This is a genomic window from Paenibacillus sabuli, from assembly GCF_014705605.1.
GTDB classification, from domain to species: Bacteria; Bacillota; Bacilli; order Paenibacillales; family Paenibacillaceae; genus Paenibacillus_D; species Paenibacillus_D sabuli.
On the sequence record NZ_JACXIZ010000059.1, the window covers coordinates 1 to 21,091 of the forward strand.

Sequence of the window (21,091 nt, forward strand, 5' to 3'; positions counted from 1 at the left end):
CCGCCGCCGCCGGGGCGCAGCTCGCAGCGGAGCAGGCGCGCGAGCAGGCGCGCAGCGACGCGGCCTTCCAGCTGCGACCGCTGCTGGAGCTGGCGCCGAGCGTGCAGGAGCTGGGCCGGCGCCGCCGGGAGGAGGCGGGGCTCGCCGAGGCAGAGCGTGCGGGCGAGCGGCGGCTGCAGGAGGCGACGGCGCACTTGGAGACGCAGCGCAGCGCCAAGCAAGCGGCACAGCGGCATGTGGCGGAGCTGGAGGCGGCCAGCTCGGGCTGGACCGACAAGGAGGGCGAGCTGCAGCGTCTGCGGGCCCGCTACAAGCTGCTCAAGCAGCTGGCCGAGCTGGAGCGCGCCGCCGCCGAGCATGGCCGCTACGAGCGGGAGCTGGCCCTGGAGCTGGGCCGGGTGCGGGAGGAGCATGACCGCATGGAGGCGGCTTGGCTGGAGCGACAGGCCGGCGCGCTGGCGCTGCATCTGCATGACGGCCAGCCCTGCCCGGTCTGCGGCAGCACGGCCCATCCGCAGCCCGCGGCTGGCGGCGGCGACGCGCCCTCGCGCGAATCGCTGCAGCAGCTGCGAGAGCGGCTGCTGCAGGCCGAGGGCGAGCTGCATGCCGTCCGGGCTCAGGCGTCCGCGTCCGCCGCGACGATCGCCTCGCGCGCCGAGGAGATGGCCGAGCTCGGCGTCGAGCCGGCGCGCATGACGGAGCAGCTGCAGCGAGCGGAGCAGGACGGCCAGACGCTGCGCGCCGAGGCGGATCGGCTCAAGGCGCTCGCCGAGCAGCTCGCCGAAGGGCGCCGCCGGCTGCAGCAGCTGGACGAAGCGATCGACGGCGCGCTGCGCGAGCGGGAGCGGCTGGCCGCGGCGCATCAGCAGGCGCTGCTCGCCCGCAGCGCGCTGCGCTCGCAGCTCGAGTCGGAGCTGGAGCGCATCCCTGAGGAGCTGCGGGAGCCGGAGCAACTGGAGCGGCGCGTCGCGCAGCAGCGCACGCTGGAGGGCGAGCTCGCATCGGCCTGGCGCGCGGCCCAGGAGCGGCACAGCGCGGCGCAGACCCGGCTGGCGTCGGCCCGGACCGCGGCGGCGCAGCTCGAGCAGCAGGCCGCCGAGGCCGAGCAGGCGGCCCTGCAGTCGGGCGAGCGACTCGTCCTCGAGCTGGAGCGGGCCGGCTTCGCTTCGCGTACAGCTTATCTGCAGGCGAGGCTCGGGGAGCCGGAGCGCAGCGAGCTGGCGACGCGCCTGAGCCGCTACGAGACTGCGCTGGCTGCCGCCCTGCAGCGGCGCAGCGAGCTCGAGCAGGGGCTCGACGGACGCGAGCGCCCGGACGTGCCGGCGCTCCAGCAGCAGCTCGACGAGCGGCGTCTGGCGGCCGAGCGGACGGCCGCCGACTGCCGCGAGGCCGAGCGCCAGGCGGAGAGCGCGCAGCGGCTCGCAGCCGCGATCCGCACGGTGCAGCGCGAGGCTGCGCAGCTGGAGGCGGAGCTGGCGCAGGTGCTGGATCTGTACGAGGTGATGAAGGGCGATAACGCGCTCAAGCTGTCGTTCGAGCGGTACATTCTGATCGAATACCTGGAGCAAATCCTGCAGGCCGCCAACCTGCGCCTGGACAAGCTCTCCAGCGGACAGTTCCGCCTTCAGCGCAGCGGCCGGCTGGAGCAGCGCGGCCGTCAGAGCGGGCTCGGCCTTGATGTATACGACGGCTATACAGGCCAGCATCGGGACGTGAAGACATTATCCGGCGGAGAAAAATTCAATGCGTCGCTCAGCTTGGCGCTCGGCATGGCCGATATGATCCAGGCGCACCGCGGCGGTATTGCGATCGAGATGATGCTGATCGACGAGGGCTTCGGCTCATTGGACGAGGAGGCGCTGGGCAAAGCGGTCAACGCCTTGGTGGAGCTGCAGCGAGCCGGGCGGATGATCGGCGTCATCTCGCATGTGGAGGAGCTCAAGCAAGTCTTTCCGGCCGTCCTCGAGGTCTCGAAGACGCGGGAAGGACATAGCCGCACGCGAATCGTGCTACAATAAAAAACAGGCCGGCTTACATGCCGGCCTGAACTGTAAAGCTGAACAGCAGCAGTGCGCCAAAGCCTAAAAGCAGAAGCCCGTTAAGAATGACGCCGATGATCGCAAAGGCCTTGCGGCGGTGCTTCATGACCAGGCCGACAATGCCCAGCACGAGACCGACCAGGCTAAGCCCCAGGGTGGCAAGCATCAGGAGGCCCGCGACGATGACCGAGCCGCTCGCTGCAATGGACTGCGCCTCTTCCATATCGATCGGACCGGTCTGGTTCAAGAGGTCCTCCATGCCTGCCGCAGCGAGCAGCATGAGGCCGATGGAGGCCGCCAGGCACACGATCGCGATGACGAACGAAGCGATGCCGAGACCCGATTGCTTCTGTGGAGGCTCGGGGGGATAGGCGGATGGCTCGGCAGGATGAAAGCGGGGCGGTTCGTCCGGCTGCCGGTCATAAGGCGGTTGGTGTTGATCCATAGTTCAAGCGTCTCCTTTACAGGTCGTTTGGTTGCATTATACCCAAATTTAAAGCAGGTGAAAATATGAATCCTTTCAAACATGCCGCGATCGGCGGCTTGCATGCGTTGCTGGCGGTGCTGCTCGGCGCATTTGCCGCGCACGGACTGGAGGGCTGGCTGTCGGCGGATAGGCTGGATACATTCGAGACTGGTGTGCGCTATCATATGTACCACGGGCTCGGCATCGTGCTGATCGCGCTGGCTGCAGACCGGATTGGTCCGGTGCGCTCGCTGCTCTGGTCGATGCGGCTTTTGAATCTCGGGATCGCGCTCTTCTCCCTTAGTCTATACGTGCTGAGTGTGAGCGGGGTTACATGGCTGGGTGCCATTACGCCGCTTGGCGGCATAGCCTTTATTGCAGGATGGCTGCTTTTTGCGGCGACCTTATGGCGAAATCACGGATAAGCTAAAAATAATTTGTCGACATTTAGTTCTAATTACCTACATTCTCGAAAATTTGGCATGACTAAAGGTGTGTTCTGGTTTATAATTAAGACATCCTGCGCTCTTAACTCTATCTTCCAAGGAAGGATGTCGTGCGTGCCGGCAAACGAGAAATCGACGAATTCAAGCCCAAAGAAGCTCTGGCCGCCTTCCGATGCGCTCGCTGTGCCGGCCGGGTGCCTGCTGGCCGGCTTATGGGGCAGTCTGTTGGCGGCGATGCCACTTTCTGCAGCCGCCTCCGGACTGACGTTGACAGCGGCGGGTGCGCTCGCTGTGCTCTACCTGCGCAATCGGCGAAAAAAGAACGGGCCGGCAAACGAGGTGCTTTTGCATATTGCCCGCAGCATCGACCTTTATAACCCGTTTCCGATTGGCGTCATCGACCGGCAAGGAAAGATCATACATATTAATCAAGGTGCTTCCCAACTGCTCGGCTACAATAGGGAGGAGCTGCTCGGACGATCTTACATACCTCTGGTGGAGGCTTCGCTTCGTCGGCGTGCCGCCGACGGCTTTGGTCGCAGTCTGCAAGGTGCGACACAGCAACTGCAGCTGCGCGTTCTGGATAAGTCGGGTTATGCCACAGACGTGAGACTGACGACTTCCCCGCTGCTCGTTGAAAACCGCATCGACGGCGTATTGGTGACCGGTTACGACGTCAGCGAGCACAAGCGGGTCAACGAGCGCATTCGTTACATGGCCTATTATGACGACATGACCGGCTTGCCGAATCGCCGTTTGTTCATGGATCAGTTGAAGGACACGCTGGAGCGCACCGTGCCGCTATCGCAGCTGCTTGGGGTATTGTACCTGGATATCGACCGTTTCAAGCTGATCAACGACTCGTTCGGTCGCGAATTCGGGGATATGCTGCTGCTGCAATTTGCCGAGCGGCTGATTCGAGCCGTGTCTGAGCAGGATATGGTGGCGCGCATGGAGGGCGACGAGTTTGCTATTTTGCTCGGGCAAATCGATTCGCCGGCCAAAGTCATGGCCCGGGCCGAGCGGCTGCAGGAAGCGATCGAAGAGCCGTTCGAGCTGCGCGGCATTCCGTTCCACGTTACCATCAGCCTGGGGGCGGCGGTCAGTCAACGTCAGGAGCGCGATGCCGGTTGGCTCATTCACAAGGCCGATCTGGCGATGGGCAAGGCCAAGGAGCAAGGGCGCAACAATTGCCTGCTGTATTCCGAGAAGTGGGAGGACGGCGCACTGGAGCGGTTGACGCTCCAACACGAGCTGCGGCAAGCGCTGCTGCGGGGAGATTTTGTGCTGCATTATCAACCGCAATATCGGCTTTCCAGCGGCGCGCTCGTCGGGTTGGAGGCGCTCATACGCTGGCGGCATCCGGAGCGGGGATTGCTGCCGCCGGGTCTGTTCATCCCGCTTGCCGAAGAGAGCGGTCTGATCGTGCAATTGGGCGATTGGGTCATGCAGGAGGCCTGCCGTCAGACCCAGGCCTGGCAGCAGGCCGACTTGCCCACCGTGCCGATTTCCGTCAATTTGTCGATGGGTCAGTTTCAACGGCAAAACTTGATCGAGCGGGTGGAGGAGATTCTGAACAAGACTGGCCTGGACCCGGCTTATCTTGAATTGGAAATTACGGAATCGATGACGATGGACGTCGTTCACGCAACCGCGTATTTGCAGCGGCTCAAGGCCATCGGCGTAGCGATCATTATCGACGATTTCGGCACCGGATACAGCTCGTTCAACTATCTCAAAAACCTGCCGATTTCAAAGCTGAAAATTGATCGCTCATTCGTCCGCGATCTCTCGCAGGATCCCAATGACGCAGCGATTGTGGCCGCCATTATTGCGATGGCGCACAATTTGAATCTGGAGGTTATCGCCGAAGGCGTGGAAACCTCTGCCCAGCTGGACTTTCTGAGCCTGCACCGCTGCGACGAGATCCAAGGCTTCCTATACAACCCGCCGTTGCCCGCCGAACGCATCCCCGAACTGCTCGAGACCGGCAGACCGAGCTGAGGCGGCTCGGCCTGCCGACGGCCGCATGCCCTTCGGGCAACTGCTGTACCGACCCGCTATCCGCATCACGTCAAAGAAGCGCGGCTGTGCCTGAGCCGCGCTTCTTTTTTTTAAATCATAGCATTTTAAAATCATAGCGATTATATGATTTCGCATATACCTGTCTAATCTGACGCCTATTCGATAAAATCATCGATTTCATTGATGGAGAACGCATAGACCTGCTTCTCGTCGACATGATAGACGGTGACGACCATCTGCACTTCGTCGAAATTGATAATACGGCAAGGAATGCTGAGCTTGACGCCGCGTCCTTTGTTGACAGTGAGCCGAATTAACCGATTGGCCTTGATGCAACTGTGAATGCGTTCGCTGATGTAGGGCTGGTGGTCGTCCCCGCGTTCCGCGGCAGCCGCAGCGCGCGGCTCGTCGTCAGGCGGATGGATAATCGTTTGCGCAATTCGTCTGGCCGGTCCTGCGTACAGGCTTGCTCCGTCAGCCTTGCTTAGCTGCGCACCCATCTGCTGCTGCTCCAATTTTTCAATGACTCGACCCAATTCAATACCTTCGTTGATGCGAAAATCGGATAAACCCGAATGGTTGAGCACATGCAGCAGTTGTTCAAGCGCTTGCGCATTGCTCTCGCCCTCGATCAGCACGTCAAGTGAAAAAAGATAGGAGTTAAGTCCTTTTTTGTCCACTACTCTCATGATTCCCCCGCCTCTTATCTTGCTGATACTACTATACCATTTTTGGGCCTCGAAAAGTAGATAAGAACAAAAAATTATGAGCCTTATGACCTGATTCATGCGTTTGGGCTGCCATCCACACCGTGCTTCAATCCTTGCATATGCTGAAGAACAGCGGCTTAGCGGTACTGCTTGCAGCGGTGAAGGGGGTGAGAGCATGATTCGTATGGTCCCGTATCAGATCGACGGGATGACTGCGCTGGGGGTGGAGGTCAAGCTGCCCAAAACGACGCTGCTGTCGATCTCGACGGAAGTCGGATACATCATGTGCGGCGCGCTGGATGTCGGCTTGCTGAATGCCAAGCTTGCCGACAGAGCGATCGTAGCCGGTCGGGCGGTAGGCGTGCGGACGCTGGAGCAACTGCTCGAGGCGCCGCTCGAAGCGGTGACAACCGAGGCGGAGCGCAGAGGGATACATGTCGGCATGCGCGGCGCCGACGCGCTGCGTCTGATGCGCTGATTGCATACGTGAGCTTTGTGGGGCAAAAAGGACTGGTCGGCGGCAATAAAGCCGGGACAGTCCTTTTTTTGTAAAAATAATAGAAAGGATATGATTTCGCCTAACAGCCGTGTCGGCTAGAAATTACAAGCCGGCAAACAAAGCTGCGAGCGCTTCAGGATAAGGCGGACGTATGATGCCGCGCTCGGTGATAATCGCCGTCACATACTCGGCGGGCGTAATGTCGAACGCCGGGTTGTACACCTTGATGCCGAGCGGAGCGGTCCGCTTACCGAAGCCGTTGGTAATCTCCTCGGGCGCCCGCTCCTCAATCGGAATGTCGGCGCCGGTGGCAGTGTGGAGGTCGATCGTCGACATCGGACAAGCGACGTAGAACGGAATATTGTGCGCCTTGGCCAGCACAGCTACGCCATAAGTACCGATCTTGTTGGCGACATCGCCATTGGCGGCGACGCGGTCGGTACCAACGATCACCGCCTGGACCCAGCCCTTGGCCATGACCATCGCGGCCATATTGTCGCAGATGAGGGTCACGTCGATGCCCGCCTGCTGGAGCTCGAAAGCAGTGAGCCGCGCGCCCTGCAGCACGGGGCGTGTCTCGTCGGCGAATACGCGCAGGTTCATGCCCTGATCCTGAGCCAGGTACAGCGGCGCCAGCGCGGTCCCGTAACGGGCGGTGGCCAGGCCGCCGGCGTTGCAGTGGGTCAATACGCCCGTATTCGGCTGCAACAGGCCGAGCGCATGCTCCCCGATCATGCGGCAGGTCTGCTCGTCCTCGCTCTGAATGGCGATCGCTTCGTCCAGCAGCGCGCGCTTGGCGCTCTCCAGCGTCCCGCCCAAGGCGGACAACGCATCGGCCCGGGCCTTCATCCGGTCCAGCGCCCAGAACAGGTTGACAGCCGTCGGCCGCGAGGTGGCGAGCGCAGCCGCAGCCTCGTGTACCAGCTCTCGCCACTGCGTCAGGTCCTCCGAGGCGTGACGGCTCCCCAGCACGACGCCATACGCTGCGCTAATGCCGATGGCAGGCGCGCCGCGCACCTTGAGATGACGGATGGCCTCCCATACGTCCTGAGCGGTATTGAGCTTCAAGTAGACGACTTGCTCGGGCAGCAGGCGCTGATCGAGCAGGCTGACGTGGTCCTCGGTCCAGATCACCGGCTGCAGGGCGCCCGATGCTTGCTCTTGCTTGGTCATAGCGGTCGTTACACTCCTTCTTGTACGGCTTGGAGGACTTGTCCGATCGTACCGACTTGCCGGCCGTTCTTGATCAGATCCGTGCCGATGCGCAGTGCCATCCGCTGGGCGCGTTCGCGCGCGGTAGCGTCGGGAATGGCGTCAATGTCTGCGACATGGGCCAGTCCGACGATGCGTCGCACCATCTTGCAGCCGGCGTATCCGGCGGTGTCCCGGAGCAGGTCTTGCATGTACGCGTCCTGATAGCCGCGCGTCTGGCGGAATAGCCGATCGACGCAGTGTGCGTCCCACAGCGCCCGGAATTTGCTTTCGAACAGCGTCCAGACACTGGTGACGGTGTCCAGCAAGTACGCGCGATGCGCGGCACGCTCGCGCTCGTCTGCGCTCCAGTGCTCGTGCCCGGCATAATTGAGCAGCAGGTTGGCGATGACCGCTCCGATATCATAGCCCATCGGGCCGAAATAAGCGAATTCGGGATCGATGGCCTTGGTGGAGCCCGGCGTTACGAAGACGCTCCCGGTGTGCAGGTCGCCGTGCAGCAGCGCCTGGCCTTGGGTCAGGAACTTGGCGCGCAGCCGCGCTACTTCCAGATGCAGGGCGTTGTCCTCGCGCAGCGCGGCCGCGCAATCGGCGATCGACGCCTCATAATTGTTGTTGCTCGACTCCGTATATGGATCGTCAAAAATCAAGTCCTCTGTAATTTTGCAAAGATCGGGATTGATGAAGCGTCCGGAAAGCCGTTTCTTCTCCTGCTGATTCAATCCCAGATCAGAGGTATAGAACAGCGTGTTGGCCAAAAAAGTGGAGATATGCGCCGCAAATTCGGGATAGCGGGAACCGTCCATCAGGCCCCTGCGCATAATGACGTGATCGCTCAAGTCTTCCATGATCGTTAGTGCGAGATCGCCGTCGTAGTGGTATACTTTGGGGACAAGCCCCGGTGCGAGTTCCTCCTGCTTGCGCAGCGCCTCGCTTTCGATACGCGCCCGGTCGAGCGAGAGCGGCCAGGATTCGCCGACGACCTTGGCATAGGGCAGCGCCTGCTTCATGATCAGGCTTGTTCCGCTCTCGGGATCGGTTATATGAAAGACGAGGTTCAGATTGCCGTCTCCGATCTCGCGGCAGGCGAGCTCGGCATGCGCGTCAAAAAAGCCGGGCAACGACTTGGCGATCGCGATCGCTTCTTGTTCATTAAGCGGATGGTAGAGAGACATTTGTTTGGTTCACCCTTCTCGTATAGACTGTTGTTCCAGTATACAGAATTTTTAGTCTGGTTGGAATCCCTATAAGCCCGATCGGACCAATTGAAAAAGGAGCGTGTACATCCATGAGCGAGCAGGTCCCGGCCAATGCCGCCCCGGTCGCATTAAAAGAATGGGCGGCCGTCATTGACGCCCTGCTGCAGGGACGCCAGATCATGCTGCTGCGCAAGGGCGGTATTATAGAAGAAACACGCGAATTCCAGCTTGTGAGCCCGTCTTTTTATTTGCTGCCGGGCTACGAGCATCAGCGTGAAGAGTTATTGAAGGAAGAGGCGCGGGGCCTCGTGGCCCAGACGCTGAAAACTTGGCAGCCCGGGCAGACGTATGTTACACTACGGGCCTATGGTCGAGTGACGGACGACATCGAGATTCGCGATCAGGAGACGCTCGATTTGCTGCGTGATCAGCACGTCTGGACCGACCGATTCGCCGAGGAGAGGCTGAGATGGAAAAAGCGCAATCCGCTCCATCTGCTCTTGGTGCGTGTGTACCGGCTGGCTGACGAGGCGAAGGTGCCGCTGTTGCCGGCGTACACCGGTTGCAAGTCGTGGGTGAGGCTGGCGAGCAATCCCGGTCTCGACGGCGCGACTCCGGTGCTTGGGGACGACGCATACGAAGCTGCCGTGGGAGACGTCAAACGGCGGCTAGGTTTATTGCATTAGAACAAGAACTATTATAGAATGATTATTGAGTGAGAATCAGTGAGAATCACTTTGTGATGATTTGAACATACCACTATATATACATTTGAAAGGGGTATTTGAATAATGAGCACGAAATTTGTTGTGAACGGCTTGAAGGCTGAGATCGAAGGCAAGGAGATTCTGAAGGGCATCGACCTTAACATTAAAGGCGGCGAAATTCACGCGATCATGGGCCCGAACGGGACCGGCAAGAGCACGCTCGCCTCTGCGCTCATGGGACACCCGAAATATGAGGTGACGAGCGGAACGGCGACCCTCAACGATGAAGATCTGCTGGAGATGGAGGTCGACGCGCGCGCGCGCGCGGGCCTGTTCCTCGCCATGCAATACCCGAGCGAGATTACGGGCGTGACCAATTCCGACTTTTTGCGCAGCGCAATCAATGCGCGTCGCGGCGAAGGCAACGAGATTTCACTGATCAAGTTCATCCGCCAGATGGAAGGCAAAATGAAGGAGCTCGACATGAACCCGGAATTTGCCCACCGTTATTTGAACGAGGGCTTCTCCGGCGGCGAAAAGAAGCGCAATGAAATTTTACAAATGCTGCTGCTCGAGCCGAAAATCACGATTTTGGACGAAATCGATTCCGGTCTGGACATCGACGCCCTCAAGATCGTCGCGGCTGGCGTCAACGCGATGCGCTCGGAGGAACGCGGATTTTTGATCATTACGCACTATCAGCGCTTGCTGAATTATATTACGCCGGACTATGTGCACGTCATGATGCAAGGCCGCATCGTCAAATCCGGCGGACCGGAGCTCGCCCAGCGTCTGGAAGATGAAGGCTACGACTGGGTGAAGGAAGAGCTGGGCATTGTCGACGAGACCGTAGGCAAGGCCTAGGCAGAAGGGAGCAGTGAAAGCGATGGGAACGCAACTATCATTCGACCGCGGTTCGGCCGAGGCGCTCTCGGTCAGCAAGCAAGAGCCAACATGGCTGACGGTCCGCCGCGCCGAGGCGGCGGAAAAGGCGCAGACGCTGGATTGGCCGCAGCCGGAAAAAATGCGGATTGCGCGTTGGAATTTAGAAGCATTTGGTAACTACAAAGCCGCCGAGCCGGCAGCCGGCACCGCAGAGCTTCCAGCCGCGTTGCAGGAGCTGCTGTCCAAGGAAGAGGATGCCTCGGGGCTGCTTGTACAGCGCAATTCAAGCCGTGTGCTGAATCGAATGAACGAAAAGCTGGCCGCCAAGGGCGTCATTTTCACCGACCTGGAGACGGCCGCGCGCGAGCATGTCGAGCTGGTGCAAAAGCATTTGTTCTCGGTCGTGGATCCGTACACGGACAAGCTGACGGCCAGGCATGCGGCATTGTGGACAGGCGGGGTGTTCGTCTACGTCCCCAAAAACGTCGAGGTGGAGCTTCCGCTTCAGGCGCTGTTGTACAGCGACGACGCAGAGGCGACCTTCGCGCCTCATATTCTGCTGATTGCCGACACGAATAGCCGGGTAACCTATGTAGATAACGTCGTTTCCGCATTTGCGGGAGAGGTTGCCCCGTCGGTGCATCAGAGCGTCACGGAGGTGATCGTAAAAGCCGGCGCCCGGGTGCAGTTCGCAACCGTGCATCATTTGGCGGAGTCGGTCACAGATCTGAGCGTGCGCAGAGCCAAGGTGGAACAGGACGGCCGGATTGAATGGATCGTCGGCGATCTGCATGACGGCAACATCCTCTCCGATACGGTGTCTGTACTCGAAGGCAGCGGCGCGACCTCCGATGCCAAGGTGATCACCATCGGCGCGCGCGCGCAGAAGATGTCGGTCACGACACAGGCCGTGCACGTGGGCCGCAGCACCGACAGCAACATGGTGACCCGCGCGGTCATGAAGGAGCAGGCGACGGCGATTATCAACGGGATCACCAAGATCGAGAAGGGCGCGACAAAGGCGAACGGCGTGCAGACGGAGAAGGTGCTGATGCTCAGTCCGAAGGCGCGTGGCGACGCCAATCCGATCCTGCTCATCGACGAGGACGACGTGACGGCCGGCCATGCCGCCAGCGTCGGGCAGGTCAATCCGGAGCAGATTCATTACCTGATGTCCAGAGGGATCGCCAAGGAAGACGCGGAGCGCTTGATCATCTACGGCTTCCTGGCGCCAGTCGTCTCCGAGGTGCCGATCCCGTCGGTGCGGGAACAACTGCAGCGTCTGCTCGAGAGGAAGCTCGAGTCATGAACGCCGCCGAGATCCGCGAGCAGTTCCCGATCCTGAGCGAGACAATCAACGGCCATCCGCTCGTCTATCTCGACAGCGCCGCGACCTCGCAAAAGCCGCGTCAGGTCATCGACGCCGTGGCGCGCTATTACGAGCACGACAATGCCAATGTGCATCGCGGCGTGCACACGCTGGGCTCTCGCGCGACGGACGCTTATGAGGGCGCGCGCGTCAAGGTCGCCAGATTCCTCAATGCGCCGAGCGAGCAGCAGATCATATTTACCCGCGGCACGACGACGGCGCTCAATCTCGTCGCGACCGGCTACGCCCGCACCGTCTGCGGCGAAGGCGACGAGATCGTCATCACGCCGATGGAGCATCACAGCAATCTGATCCCCTGGCAGCAGGCGGCCAAGGCGACCGGCGCAACGCTCAAATACATGCCGCTGCAGCCGGACGGCACCATCGACCTGGAGGACGTGCGCGCGACCGTCACGTCGCGGACGAAGGTCGTCGCGATCACCTACGCCTCCAATGTACTTGGGGTCATCAACCCGGTGCAGGCGATCGGAGAGATTGCGCACGAGGTGGGCGCGGTATTGGTCGTGGATGGCGCGCAGAGCACGCCGCACATGAAGATCGACGTGCAGGCGCTCGGCTGCGACTTCTACGCCTTCTCCGGCCACAAGATGTGCGGGCCGACCGGCATCGGCGTGCTTTATGGCAAGCGCGAGTTGCTGGAGGCGATGGAGCCGATCGAATACGGCGGCGAAATGATTGATTTCGTCGATCTGCACGAGTCGACGTGGAAGGAGCTGCCGTGGAAATTCGAAGGCGGCACGCCGATTATCGCGGGCGCGGTCGGTCTGGCGGCGGCGATCGATTTCCTGGAGGAGATCGGGCTGGATGCGATCGACCGGCACGAGTCCCAGCTCGTGGCGTACGCCTACGACCGGCTGAGCGCGATGGAAGGCATCTCGATCTACGGTCCGCGCGAGGGACGGGTCGGGCTCGTGACCTTCAATCTGGCGGACGTGCATCCGCATGATGTGGCGACGGTGCTGGATACGTACGGCATCGCGGTGCGAGCGGGCCATCATTGCTGCCAGCCGCTCATGCGCTGGCTCGAGGTGAGCGCGACCGCCCGGGCGAGCTTCTATCTGTACAATACCGAATCCGACGTGGACGCGCTGGTGGACGCGCTACGACACACAAAGGAGTTCTTCGGCCATGCAGCTGGATGATTTGTATCGCAGGGTAATTATGGACCACTACAAAAATCCGCGAAACCGCGGGACATTGGATCAAGAATCGGTTACAATTAACTTGAACAATCCCACGTGCGGGGATCGCATTTCGCTGCAGCTGCAGCTTGAAGCAGGCAAGGTGGCGAAGGCGAAGTTCACCGGCGAAGGCTGCTCGATCAGCTTGTCGTCGGCCTCCATGATGACGGAGGCGGTCAAAGGAAAACCGCTCGACCAGGCGCTGGAGATGGCGGATCGCTTCTCCGAGCTCATGAAGGGGCAGCCGGTCGAGTTTGACGAATACGAGGACCTCGAAGCGCTGTCCGGCGTCAACAAATTCCCGGCCCGCATCAAATGCGCGACGCTGGCGTGGAATGCGCTGCGCAAGGGCATTGCAGACGGCGCCTCGAACTAAACCAACAGGAGGTTGAAGCGCAATGGCCAAAAAAATGCCGGAAATGGAAGAGTACAAATACGGCTTCCGCGACGAGCACAAGGCAGTGTTCCAGTCGGGCAAGGGCTTGACGCCGGAAGTGGTGGAGACCATCTCGAAAATGAAAAACGAGCCGCAGTGGATGCTCGATTTTCGCCTGAAGTCGCTCGAGCAATTCAATAAAATGCCGATGCCGCGCTGGGGCGGCAACATGGATGAACTGGACTTCAACGATATTCAATACTATGTGCGTCCTTCCGACAAGCAAGGGAAAACCTGGGAGGAAGTGCCGACGGAAATCAAGGAAACGTTCGACAAGCTCGGCATTCCCGAAGCGGAGCAAAAGTTCCTGGCCGGCGTATCGGCGCAGTACGAATCCGAGGTCGTCTATCACAGCATGCAGGAGGACCTGGAGAAGCAAGGGGTCATCTTCACCGACACCGACACGGCGCTGCGCGAGCATCCGGAAATCTTTCGCGAATACTTCGGCACGGTCGTCCCGCCAAGCGACAACAAATTCGCGGCGCTCAACAGCGCGGTCTGGTCGGGCGGCAGCTTCATCTATGTGCCGAAGGGCGTGAAATGCGAAATTCCGTTGCAGGCGTACTTCCGCATCAACTCCGAAAATATGGGGCAGTTCGAGCGCACGCTGATCATCGCCGACGAGGACAGCTTCGTGCACTATGTCGAGGGCTGCACGGCGCCGGTCTACAGCACCAACTCGCTGCATAGCGCAGTCGTCGAGATCCTGTGCAAGAAGAATGCGCGGGCCCGCTATACGACGATCCAGAACTGGGCGCCGAACATCTACAATCTCGTCACCAAGCGCGCGGTCGCCGAGGAGAACGCCACGATGGAGTGGGTGGACGGCAATATCGGCTCCAAGCTGACGATGAAATATCCGGCCGTCGTCCTCAAGGGACGCGGCGCCAAAGGCATGGTGCTCTCGATCGCAGTCGCCGGCAAAGGCCAGCACCAGGATGCGGGCGCGAAAATGACCCATCTGGCGCCGGACACAACGTCGACGATCGTCTCCAAGTCGATCAGCAAGCACGGCGGCAAGGTGACGTATCGCGGTCTGGCCTCGTTCGGTCGCAACTCCGAGGGCTCCAAGGCGAACGTCAAATGCGACACGCTCATCCTCGACAACGAATCGACGTCCGACACGATTCCGTACAATGAGATCTTGAACGACAACATTACGCTCGAGCACGAGGCGACCGTCTCGAAGGTATCGGAGGATCAGCTCTTCTACCTGATGAGCCGCGGGCTGACCGAAGCCGAAGCGACACAGATGATCGTCATGGGCTTCATCGAGCCGTTCACCAAGGAACTGCCAATGGAATATGCGGTCGAAATGAACCGTCTGATCAAGTTCGAAATGGAAGGCAGTATCGGATAAAGAGGCTTAGAAAACCGGGTCTCGCAGTTTCGCCTTGAACATGTCCGTTGTACCTTTTGGTACGCGGACATGTTTTTTTGTCGCGGTCTGCACCCACATCGCTGCACAATTGGCCGGCGCCCATTCTCCCCCATAGCACTGCGCCCTCGCCGGGTCGGGGGTGGGGCTTGGCGTTCGCGATCCGCATGCATATTTTTCCGTAACTCGTTCGATGCTATAGGTCAGGCGCAAGCCGTGACTCCAAGGCGAAAGGAAGAACGAATATGCGAAAGTTAGGCGCTTGTCTGGCGCTCGTCGCCTTGACGACGGGACTGCTGGCCGGCTGCTCGTGGAGCAGCGCGGAAAACGGTGACGGCACGGAGCGCCATGGGCCAAGCGCGCTGCAAGTGGGACAATCCACCGTGCCCGTGATTGAACTGGACGGAAGCGCGTATGTCGACATTGGCAAAATGGCGGGACTGATCGGCTTTCAAACGGCTTGGTCAGCCGACAATAGCACGTACCGCATCGGCGATCACGATGTGATCTGGTCCTTCCAGGTCGATTCCGCCACGGCGGTCAAGGAGGAGCAGCAGGTACAGATGGACGGGCCTGCGCGCAAGCATGAAGCCAGTCTGGCGATTCCGAGCTCGGCGGTAAAGCGTCTGTTCGGCGATGAGGCGGTGTTCACGGTGGACGAAACGCAGGTCGCCATTTTTCCGGCCCCGGATTATGCTGATCCCGCGCAGGCGGGAGGAGAGGACTTTGGCGACGATCCGCTCGATCCGGCTGTGCAGCCGGCGGAGGGGGCGCAGGAGGCTAACCGAGCGCAACAAGCAGGAAAGCAAGGAGCGGAAAAAACGCGGGAGCCGGGCGGGGGCACAGGGCCGACGGCAGGGCTGCAGGCCAGCCAGGCCGAGGACGGCCTGAAGATGCTCGCCGCCGAAGGGCAGGAGGTCGTCGCCTCGGCGAAAAAGTTTTTGGGCGTGCCCTATGAATTCGGGGCCGATCCGTATGCGCAGAGCAAGCGCTTCGATTGCTCCTCGTTTGTGCGGAATATTTTTCGCCGTTATGGCCTCGAGATGCCGCGCACCGCGCGCGCACAGGCGAAAAAGGGCGAGTATGTCTCCCGCAGCGAGCTACGCGTGGGCGATTTGCTCTACTTTTATGTCCCCGGGCGCTTCAAAAGCGATCAGAAGGTGGGGCATGTCGGCATCTATATGGGCAATCGGCGCATGATCCACGCCAGCCCCTTGCCGGAGGATGGCGTGCAGGTCACGGATATCGACAAGGCCTACTGGAAGAAGACCTTCCTCTATGCCAAACGCGTGCTCTAGAAATGCGGTGAAAAACGGACGCCGCTGTGCTCAATACGCGTTTCCGCATGCCTGCGGACCTGACGCTTATGCAAAAAATCGCCGGGCGGGGCGGCCATCGAGGCCGCCTCGCCCGGTGTGTTCAATGCTGCGTTGACGTCGGATCCCACGGGCCCTGCTGATGGCCCTTCCACTCCGAGCCGTCGGCCCAGATCTCCTTCTTCCAGATCGGCACGATCTGCTTGAGCCGCTCGATCGCGTAGCGGCTCGCTTCGTAGCAGGCGTCGCGGTGCGGCGCGGCGACCGCGATGACGACGCTCGTCTCGGCCAGCTCGACGACGCCGAGCCGATGCGAAATAGCGCTGCGCGTGCCTGGCCACCGGACGGCGACCTCATCGCCGATCTGCCGCAGCGTGCGCAGCGCCATCGGCGCATACGCCTCGTATTCGAGCCGCACGGTGCGCTGCGTACCGGTCCATTCACGCGTCGTGCCGACGAAGGTCAGCGTGGCGCCGCAGGAGGCGTCTATGACGCGCGCAGTCACCGCCTCGATGGACAGCGGAGCATGGGTGATCTCGTACCGGAGATCAGCCGCAGCCCCCGCCCGCGCTTCCTCTTCCTCAGCGGGCTGACCGCCCGATACCGGCGGCAGCAAGGCCAGCTCGTCCGCGCCGCCCACCGATTCTTCCTCCTCGGCGTAGGCCTGATTGCGCGCGACGAACGCACCGCGAATCTGCTCGGCCGCCTCGGGATAGCGGGCGATCAATTCCCGCTTCAGCTCACGCACGGTGAGACTGGGCGCGTCGAGCGCCAAGCGGATCACGGGCGTTCCGAATTGCTCGCCCAATCCGGCAAATAATTGAATGGTATAGGTCGTTTTCATGGCGTCTTCACGGTCCCTCCGATCCTCTTCATCGATCCGGCACAGCCCCGGACGGGCACGCAACAAGCATATCATATGGGCCGAAAAAATGTTATGCTAGAGAGAAGGATTGGGAAAGGGGTGCGCCAGTATGACCCAACTGATTGACCGGTACGGCCGACGTCACGACTACCTGCGCATTTCCGTCACTGACCGCTGCAACCTCCGCTGCGTGTATTGCATGCCGGAGGAAGGGGTCGAATTCCTGCCGCAGGAAGGGCTGCTGAGCTACGACGAGATCGTGGCATTCGTCGAGGCAGCCGCGGAAATGGGCATTGCCAAATTGCGGCTGACCGGCGGAGAGCCGCTCGTCAGACCGCGGCTGGACAGCCTGATCGCCAGATTGGCGGCGATCCCCGGCATCACGGATATCGCGCTTACGACCAACGGACTGCTGCTTGCGCCGCAGGCTCGCGCGCTCAAGGACGCCGGGCTGACGCGAATCAACATCAGTCTGGATACGCTGGAGCCTTCCCGCTTTCGGCTCATCGCCAGACGAGGCGAACTGAGACGGGTAATGGAGGGCATCGAAGCCGCAGCGCAAGTCGGGCTAGCGCCAATCAAATTGAACTGCGTGCTGCTCAAGGGCGTCAACGAGGATGAGATCGCCGCCTTCCTCAAGTTGGCGTACGACCATCCGCTGCACGTGCGGTTCATCGAATATATGCCGATCGGCCATGCCGACGAGAATTGGAAGCGACAGTATCTGTCGCTCTCGCGGGTCCTCGAAGTGGCGGAGGGGGCGGGCTACGCGCTGTCGCCGCGCGATAGCGTCAAGGGCAACGGCCCTTCCGAGGATTGGACGATGGCAGGGGGGAGCGGCTCGTTCGGACTCATTCATCCGGTGAGCGACCACTTCTGCAAGCAATGCAACCGGCTGCGCCTGACGGCGGACGGCTTCATCAAGCCGTGCCTGTACTGGATGGATGAGCTCGATGTGCGCCCGGCGCTCGGCAGCCGGGAGCGGCTGCGCGCGCTGCTGCAGCGCGCGATGGACATCAAGCCGGAGAACCACGAGATGGGCGCCAAGCTGGCGGATGAGGCGCAGTCGCATGTGCCGACCGGGCGCCGCATGTCCCAAATCGGAGGCTAGGGAGGAATCGGAATGAATCAGGCTTCACCACGAGAGGTCCGTGTGGAGCACGAGCGGACGGCCCCGCAGACGCTCACCGCTGCAGCGATTGCCGAAACCGCCGGCGCGTGGTTCGCGATTGGCGAGCGCGTGCCGGGGACTTCTGGACGCGCGGTAGATTTTCACCGCTGGTATGCCGCTTGGCGCGAGCGGGAGGGGCTGCGCGAAGAGCCGATTCCGCAGGCGCTCAAGCTCGAGGCGGCCGACGCCTTCGAGGCGATCGTTCCGTGGGAGCAGTTGCAGCATGCGGCGATCCTGGTCGCCACCGAGCAGGGCGAGCCGCTGGGCGATATCGGGCCCGTCCGGCTGTATGCGCCGCACGGCGTCAGCGAGTGTCTGAATGTCAAGCGCGTCGTCCGTCTGCAATTCATGGAGCGCGCGCCGTCGGATCTGGAGGCGACGTACGGCTTCAAAAAAGTGTTCGCACCTGGAGAGATGCGCAAAAAGTAGGCCGCCATTGCCGGCGTTCAAGGAGGAAGGCATGGAGAAAAAGCCGCAACATGCAAAGCATGTCGTCCTGCTGCATACCAACGATATTCACAGCCGGCTCGAACAAGCGGCCAAAATTTCGGCGCGTATCACCGAGGCCCGGCGCACGCACGGCAGCGATCGCCTGCTGGTGCTCGACTGCGGCGATCACATGGATCGCATGCGTCTGGAGACTGAGGGCAGCGGCGGACGTGTCAATATCGAGCTGCTCAACGAGGCCGGGTACGACGCGGTCACGTTCGGCAACAACGAAGGCTTGACCTACAGCAAGGACGAGCTGTTCGATGCCTATACCGCCCATGCGCGCTTCCCTGTCGTGTGCGCCAATATGGCCGAGAGCGAGAGCGGCGAGCTGCCCGAGTGGGTGCTGGCGCGGCTGATTATCGAGCGGGGCGGGCTGCGAATCGGACTGACTGGCGCGACAGCCCAATACAACGACTTTTATCGTCTGCTCGGATGGCAGGTTCGCGACCCGCTGCAGTCGATTGCCGCGCAGGTGGGGTGGCTGAGGCCGCGCGTCGATGTCGTCGTGGTCTTGTCCCACTTGGGCCTGCCCCAGGATGAGCGGATGGCGGCCGAGGTGGCGGGCATCGATCTGATCCTGGGGGGGCATACCCATCATCTGCTGCAGGAGCCGCTGCGTGCCGGGGGCACGGTCATTTGCGCTACCGGCAAATTCGGCGAATATCTCGGACGCGTGGAAATCGCGTTGCGCGAAAACGGCGAACCGCTCATCACGGCCGAATGCGTGCCGCTCGGTGCGGGCGAGATGGATCCGGAGGCGGCGGCCATCATCAGCCGCTTCCGGGAGTCCGGCGAACGACGGCTGAGCCGCGTCGTGACGCGGCTGCAGACGCCGCTGCCGGCGCGCACCGATCGCGAATCGCCGCTCCCGAATCTGCTGGCGGCAGGTCTGCGTCGCTGGACGGAGAGCGAGATCGGCATCGTCAATTCCGGCCAATTGCTGGGCGGTCTGGCGCGCGGCGAAGTGACCGCAGGCCAGCTGCATGCGCTCTGCCCGTCGCCGATTAATCCGTGCCGCCAACGGATGCGGGGCGCGCAGCTACTGGAGGCGCTCGAGCAGTCGCTGCTGCCGGAATTTGCGGACAAGCGACTGCAGGGCTTCGGCTTTCGCGGGCATGTGCTGGGCTCGCTCGCTGTAGATGGCATGACTGTCGTCTATGATCCGCAGCGCGCGCCAGGCAGCCGCATCGTCGAGGCCCGTATTGCGGACAAGCCGCTGGAGCCGGAGCGCGGGTACCTGGTCGGCACAATCGATATGTTTACCTTCGGCGCGGGCTATCCGAGCCTCAAGGAGGGGAGCGAGCGAGCGTACTTTTTGCCCGAATTCATTCGCGACGTGCTCTCCCGTCAGCTCGCCGATCAGGACGAAGTGGAGCGTTGCCTGCAGCCGCGCTGGCAGGCGCTGGCGCTCAACTGAAGACCGACACCGTTAATCATTCGGATTCGGCAAGCCGATATAGGGAATAGCGGAGCATCTGACTCGGCTGTATTTGATCCTAAGTCAAGAGGCGATACGACATGCGATTAGTTTCGATTACAAGCTGTCAGCCCGGCATGAAGCTGGCCAAGACAATCTATTCCGACGATGGACAGGTGTTGCTGGCCGCCCAGGTCGAGCTCACGGGGCCGTTGATACGCCGACTCGGCGATTATCGGATCGGCCATGTGTATATCGACGACCCTCGCACCAGCGATCTGGAAGCGCCCGAGCCGCTCAGCGAGGAGACGCGGCGCCGGGCGCTGTCCGGCATCAGGTCCGGCTTTCGCGACATGATGGAAGCGCCGCAGCGCAAAGGCGTCGTCACATACCCTTACATCGGCAAGTCATTCAAGGCGATCATGTCCATGATCCTCGACGATCTCTTGGCAAGCAAGGACGCCATGATCATGCTGATGAATATCGGCACGACCGATCATTATTTGTACCAGCACTCCCTTAATGTATGCGTGTATACGACGCTGCTCGGCATCGGCGCCGGCTATTCCCGGGATCAACTGACCGTGCTGGGGATGGGCGCGCTGCTGCACGATGTCGGCAAAACGCGAATTCCGAGCGAGGTGCTGTTCAAGCCGGGTCGCCTCAGCGACGAAGAATTTGCGGAGATGAAGCGGCATACCACGCTCGGCTACGAACTGCTCAAGGAGGAGCCGAACATTCCGCTGCTGACGGCGCACTGCGCCCTGCAGCATCACGAACGGCTCAACGGCAGCGGCTATCCGCGCGGATTAACCGGCTCGGCTATTCACGACTATGCGAAGTGGATCGGCATCGTCGATTCATACGACGCGATGACGGCCTCGCGGGTCTACAAAAGCGCCCTGCTGCCCCATCAAGCCGTCGAGGAGCTGTACGGCGGCTCGGGCGTGCTGTACGAGCAGGACATGCTGCAGACCTTCAAGGAGCGCGTCATCCTCTATCCGGTCGGCTTGACGGTCGAGCTGAACACCGGCGAGCGCGGGGTGGTCGTCGATTACAATTCCGACTCTCCGCATCGGCCGATCGTGCGCATCCTCGACAACGAAGCGGGGGAGCCGCTCCGCCCCCCGGTCGAACGCGATCTGTCGCGCGAGCTGTCCCTGATGATCACCGCGGTCAACAACGACGCGCTGCCCCATCCCGATCGAGCGCCGCGCTAGGCGCGCCATTGCGTTGACGCGGGCGCAGGCGTTACAA

20 protein-coding genes are annotated in these 21,091 nt (G+C 61.3%); 15 read left to right on the top strand and 5 right to left on the bottom strand.

Going from position 1 to position 21,091, the window contains the following annotated elements; genetic code table 11:
- Positions 1–2,018: SbcC/MukB-like Walker B domain-containing protein (locus IDH44_RS23820; protein WP_317890248.1), on the top strand; the 2,018-nt coding region annotated here is incomplete at its 5' end.
- Between the two features lie 13 nt (positions 2,019–2,031).
- On the opposite strand, the gene IDH44_RS23825 is transcribed toward IDH44_RS23820, so the two are convergent.
- A complete protein-coding gene (locus IDH44_RS23825) occupies positions 2,032–2,484 on the bottom strand; it encodes a hypothetical protein (protein WP_190921334.1) in 453 nt (150 codons plus the stop codon).
- Positions 2,485–2,549: 65 nt separating this feature from the next.
- On the opposite strand from IDH44_RS23825, the gene IDH44_RS23830 reads away from it, so the two are divergent.
- Together IDH44_RS23830 and IDH44_RS23835 are read left to right on the top strand one after the other, a co-directional pair.
- A complete protein-coding gene (locus tag IDH44_RS23830; RefSeq protein ID WP_190921335.1) occupies positions 2,550–2,930 on the top strand; it encodes a DUF423 domain-containing protein in 381 nt (126 codons plus the stop codon).
- Positions 2,931–3,065: 135 nt separating this feature from the next.
- Positions 3,066–4,955 (top strand): putative bifunctional diguanylate cyclase/phosphodiesterase, encoded by a 1,890-nt coding sequence (locus IDH44_RS23835; RefSeq protein ID WP_317890249.1) that lies wholly within the window; start codon positions 3,066–3,068, stop codon positions 4,953–4,955.
- Positions 4,956–5,131: 176 nt separating this feature from the next.
- Here the strand turns inward: IDH44_RS23835 and IDH44_RS23840 are convergent, their stop codons facing one another.
- Positions 5,132–5,665: a hypothetical protein gene (locus tag IDH44_RS23840; RefSeq protein ID WP_190921336.1), complete on the bottom strand. Its 534-nt coding sequence runs from the start codon at positions 5,663–5,665 to the stop codon at positions 5,132–5,134.
- A gap of 196 nt (positions 5,666–5,861) precedes the next feature.
- Between IDH44_RS23840 and IDH44_RS23845 the strand changes: the two genes are divergently transcribed.
- Positions 5,862–6,164 carry a YunC family protein gene (locus IDH44_RS23845; protein ID WP_190921337.1) on the top strand — a complete coding sequence of 101 codons (303 nt, stop codon included), beginning with the start codon at positions 5,862–5,864 and terminating at the stop codon, positions 6,162–6,164.
- A 123-nt stretch (positions 6,165–6,287) separates the two neighbouring features.
- On the opposite strand, the gene mtnA is transcribed toward IDH44_RS23845, so the two are convergent.
- Positions 6,288–7,358: an S-methyl-5-thioribose-1-phosphate isomerase gene (gene mtnA, locus IDH44_RS23850; RefSeq protein ID WP_190921338.1), complete on the bottom strand. Its 1,071-nt coding sequence runs from the start codon at positions 7,356–7,358 to the stop codon at positions 6,288–6,290.
- A gap of 8 nt (positions 7,359–7,366) precedes the next feature.
- On the bottom strand, positions 7,367–8,572 hold the full coding sequence (mtnK, locus tag IDH44_RS23855; protein WP_190921339.1) for an S-methyl-5-thioribose kinase: 1,206 nt from the start codon (positions 8,570–8,572) through the stop codon (positions 7,367–7,369).
- Between the two features lie 113 nt (positions 8,573–8,685).
- Here mtnK and IDH44_RS23860 point away from each other — a divergent pair, with 113 nt between their 5' ends.
- The 7 genes from IDH44_RS23860 to IDH44_RS23890 all read left to right on the top strand — a co-directional run bounded on the left by IDH44_RS23860 (position 8,686) and on the right by IDH44_RS23890 (position 15,871).
- Positions 8,686–9,282 (top strand): DUF1802 family protein, encoded by a 597-nt coding sequence (locus IDH44_RS23860; protein ID WP_190921340.1) that lies wholly within the window; start codon positions 8,686–8,688, stop codon positions 9,280–9,282.
- A gap of 105 nt (positions 9,283–9,387) precedes the next feature.
- On the top strand, positions 9,388–10,167 hold the full coding sequence (sufC, locus tag IDH44_RS23865) for a Fe-S cluster assembly ATPase SufC (RefSeq protein WP_190921341.1): 780 nt from the start codon (positions 9,388–9,390) through the stop codon (positions 10,165–10,167).
- Between the two features lie 22 nt (positions 10,168–10,189).
- Positions 10,190–11,497 (top strand): Fe-S cluster assembly protein SufD, encoded by a 1,308-nt coding sequence (gene sufD, locus IDH44_RS23870; protein ID WP_190921342.1) that lies wholly within the window; start codon positions 10,190–10,192, stop codon positions 11,495–11,497.
- Positions 11,494–12,720: a cysteine desulfurase gene (locus IDH44_RS23875; protein WP_190921343.1), complete on the top strand. Its 1,227-nt coding sequence runs from the start codon at positions 11,494–11,496 to the stop codon at positions 12,718–12,720. The genes sufD and IDH44_RS23875 overlap by 4 nt, the downstream gene beginning before the upstream one ends.
- Positions 12,707–13,135: a Fe-S cluster assembly sulfur transfer protein SufU gene (sufU, locus tag IDH44_RS23880; protein ID WP_190921344.1), complete on the top strand. Its 429-nt coding sequence runs from the start codon at positions 12,707–12,709 to the stop codon at positions 13,133–13,135. The genes IDH44_RS23875 and sufU overlap by 14 nt, the downstream gene beginning before the upstream one ends.
- Positions 13,136–13,157: 22 nt before the next feature.
- Entirely contained in the window at positions 13,158–14,555 is a 1,398-nt protein-coding gene (gene sufB / locus IDH44_RS23885) for a Fe-S cluster assembly protein SufB (RefSeq protein ID WP_190921345.1), read from the top strand.
- Between the two features lie 263 nt (positions 14,556–14,818).
- Entirely contained in the window at positions 14,819–15,871 is a 1,053-nt protein-coding gene (locus tag IDH44_RS23890; RefSeq protein ID WP_190921346.1) for a C40 family peptidase, read from the top strand.
- Between the two features lie 121 nt (positions 15,872–15,992).
- On the opposite strand, the gene IDH44_RS23895 is transcribed toward IDH44_RS23890, so the two are convergent.
- A complete protein-coding gene (locus IDH44_RS23895) occupies positions 15,993–16,733 on the bottom strand; it encodes a molybdenum cofactor biosynthesis protein (RefSeq protein WP_190921347.1) in 741 nt (246 codons plus the stop codon).
- Between the two features lie 130 nt (positions 16,734–16,863).
- On the opposite strand from IDH44_RS23895, the gene moaA reads away from it, so the two are divergent.
- From moaA to IDH44_RS23915, 4 genes are all read left to right on the top strand, one after another.
- The gene (gene moaA, locus IDH44_RS23900; protein ID WP_190921348.1) at positions 16,864–17,865 is read left to right on the top strand and encodes a GTP 3',8-cyclase MoaA; all 1,002 of its coding nucleotides are present in this window, start codon (positions 16,864–16,866) and stop codon (positions 17,863–17,865) included.
- Between the two features lie 12 nt (positions 17,866–17,877).
- Complete coding sequence (locus IDH44_RS23905) at positions 17,878–18,354, top strand: hypothetical protein (RefSeq protein WP_190921349.1); 477 nt, start codon at positions 17,878–17,880, stop codon at positions 18,352–18,354.
- A gap of 31 nt (positions 18,355–18,385) precedes the next feature.
- Positions 18,386–19,834 (top strand): bifunctional metallophosphatase/5'-nucleotidase, encoded by a 1,449-nt coding sequence (locus IDH44_RS23910; RefSeq protein WP_190921350.1) that lies wholly within the window; start codon positions 18,386–18,388, stop codon positions 19,832–19,834.
- A gap of 101 nt (positions 19,835–19,935) precedes the next feature.
- The gene (locus tag IDH44_RS23915; RefSeq protein WP_190921351.1) at positions 19,936–21,054 is read left to right on the top strand and encodes an HD-GYP domain-containing protein; all 1,119 of its coding nucleotides are present in this window, start codon (positions 19,936–19,938) and stop codon (positions 21,052–21,054) included.
- Positions 21,055–21,091: the final 37 nt, after the last annotated feature.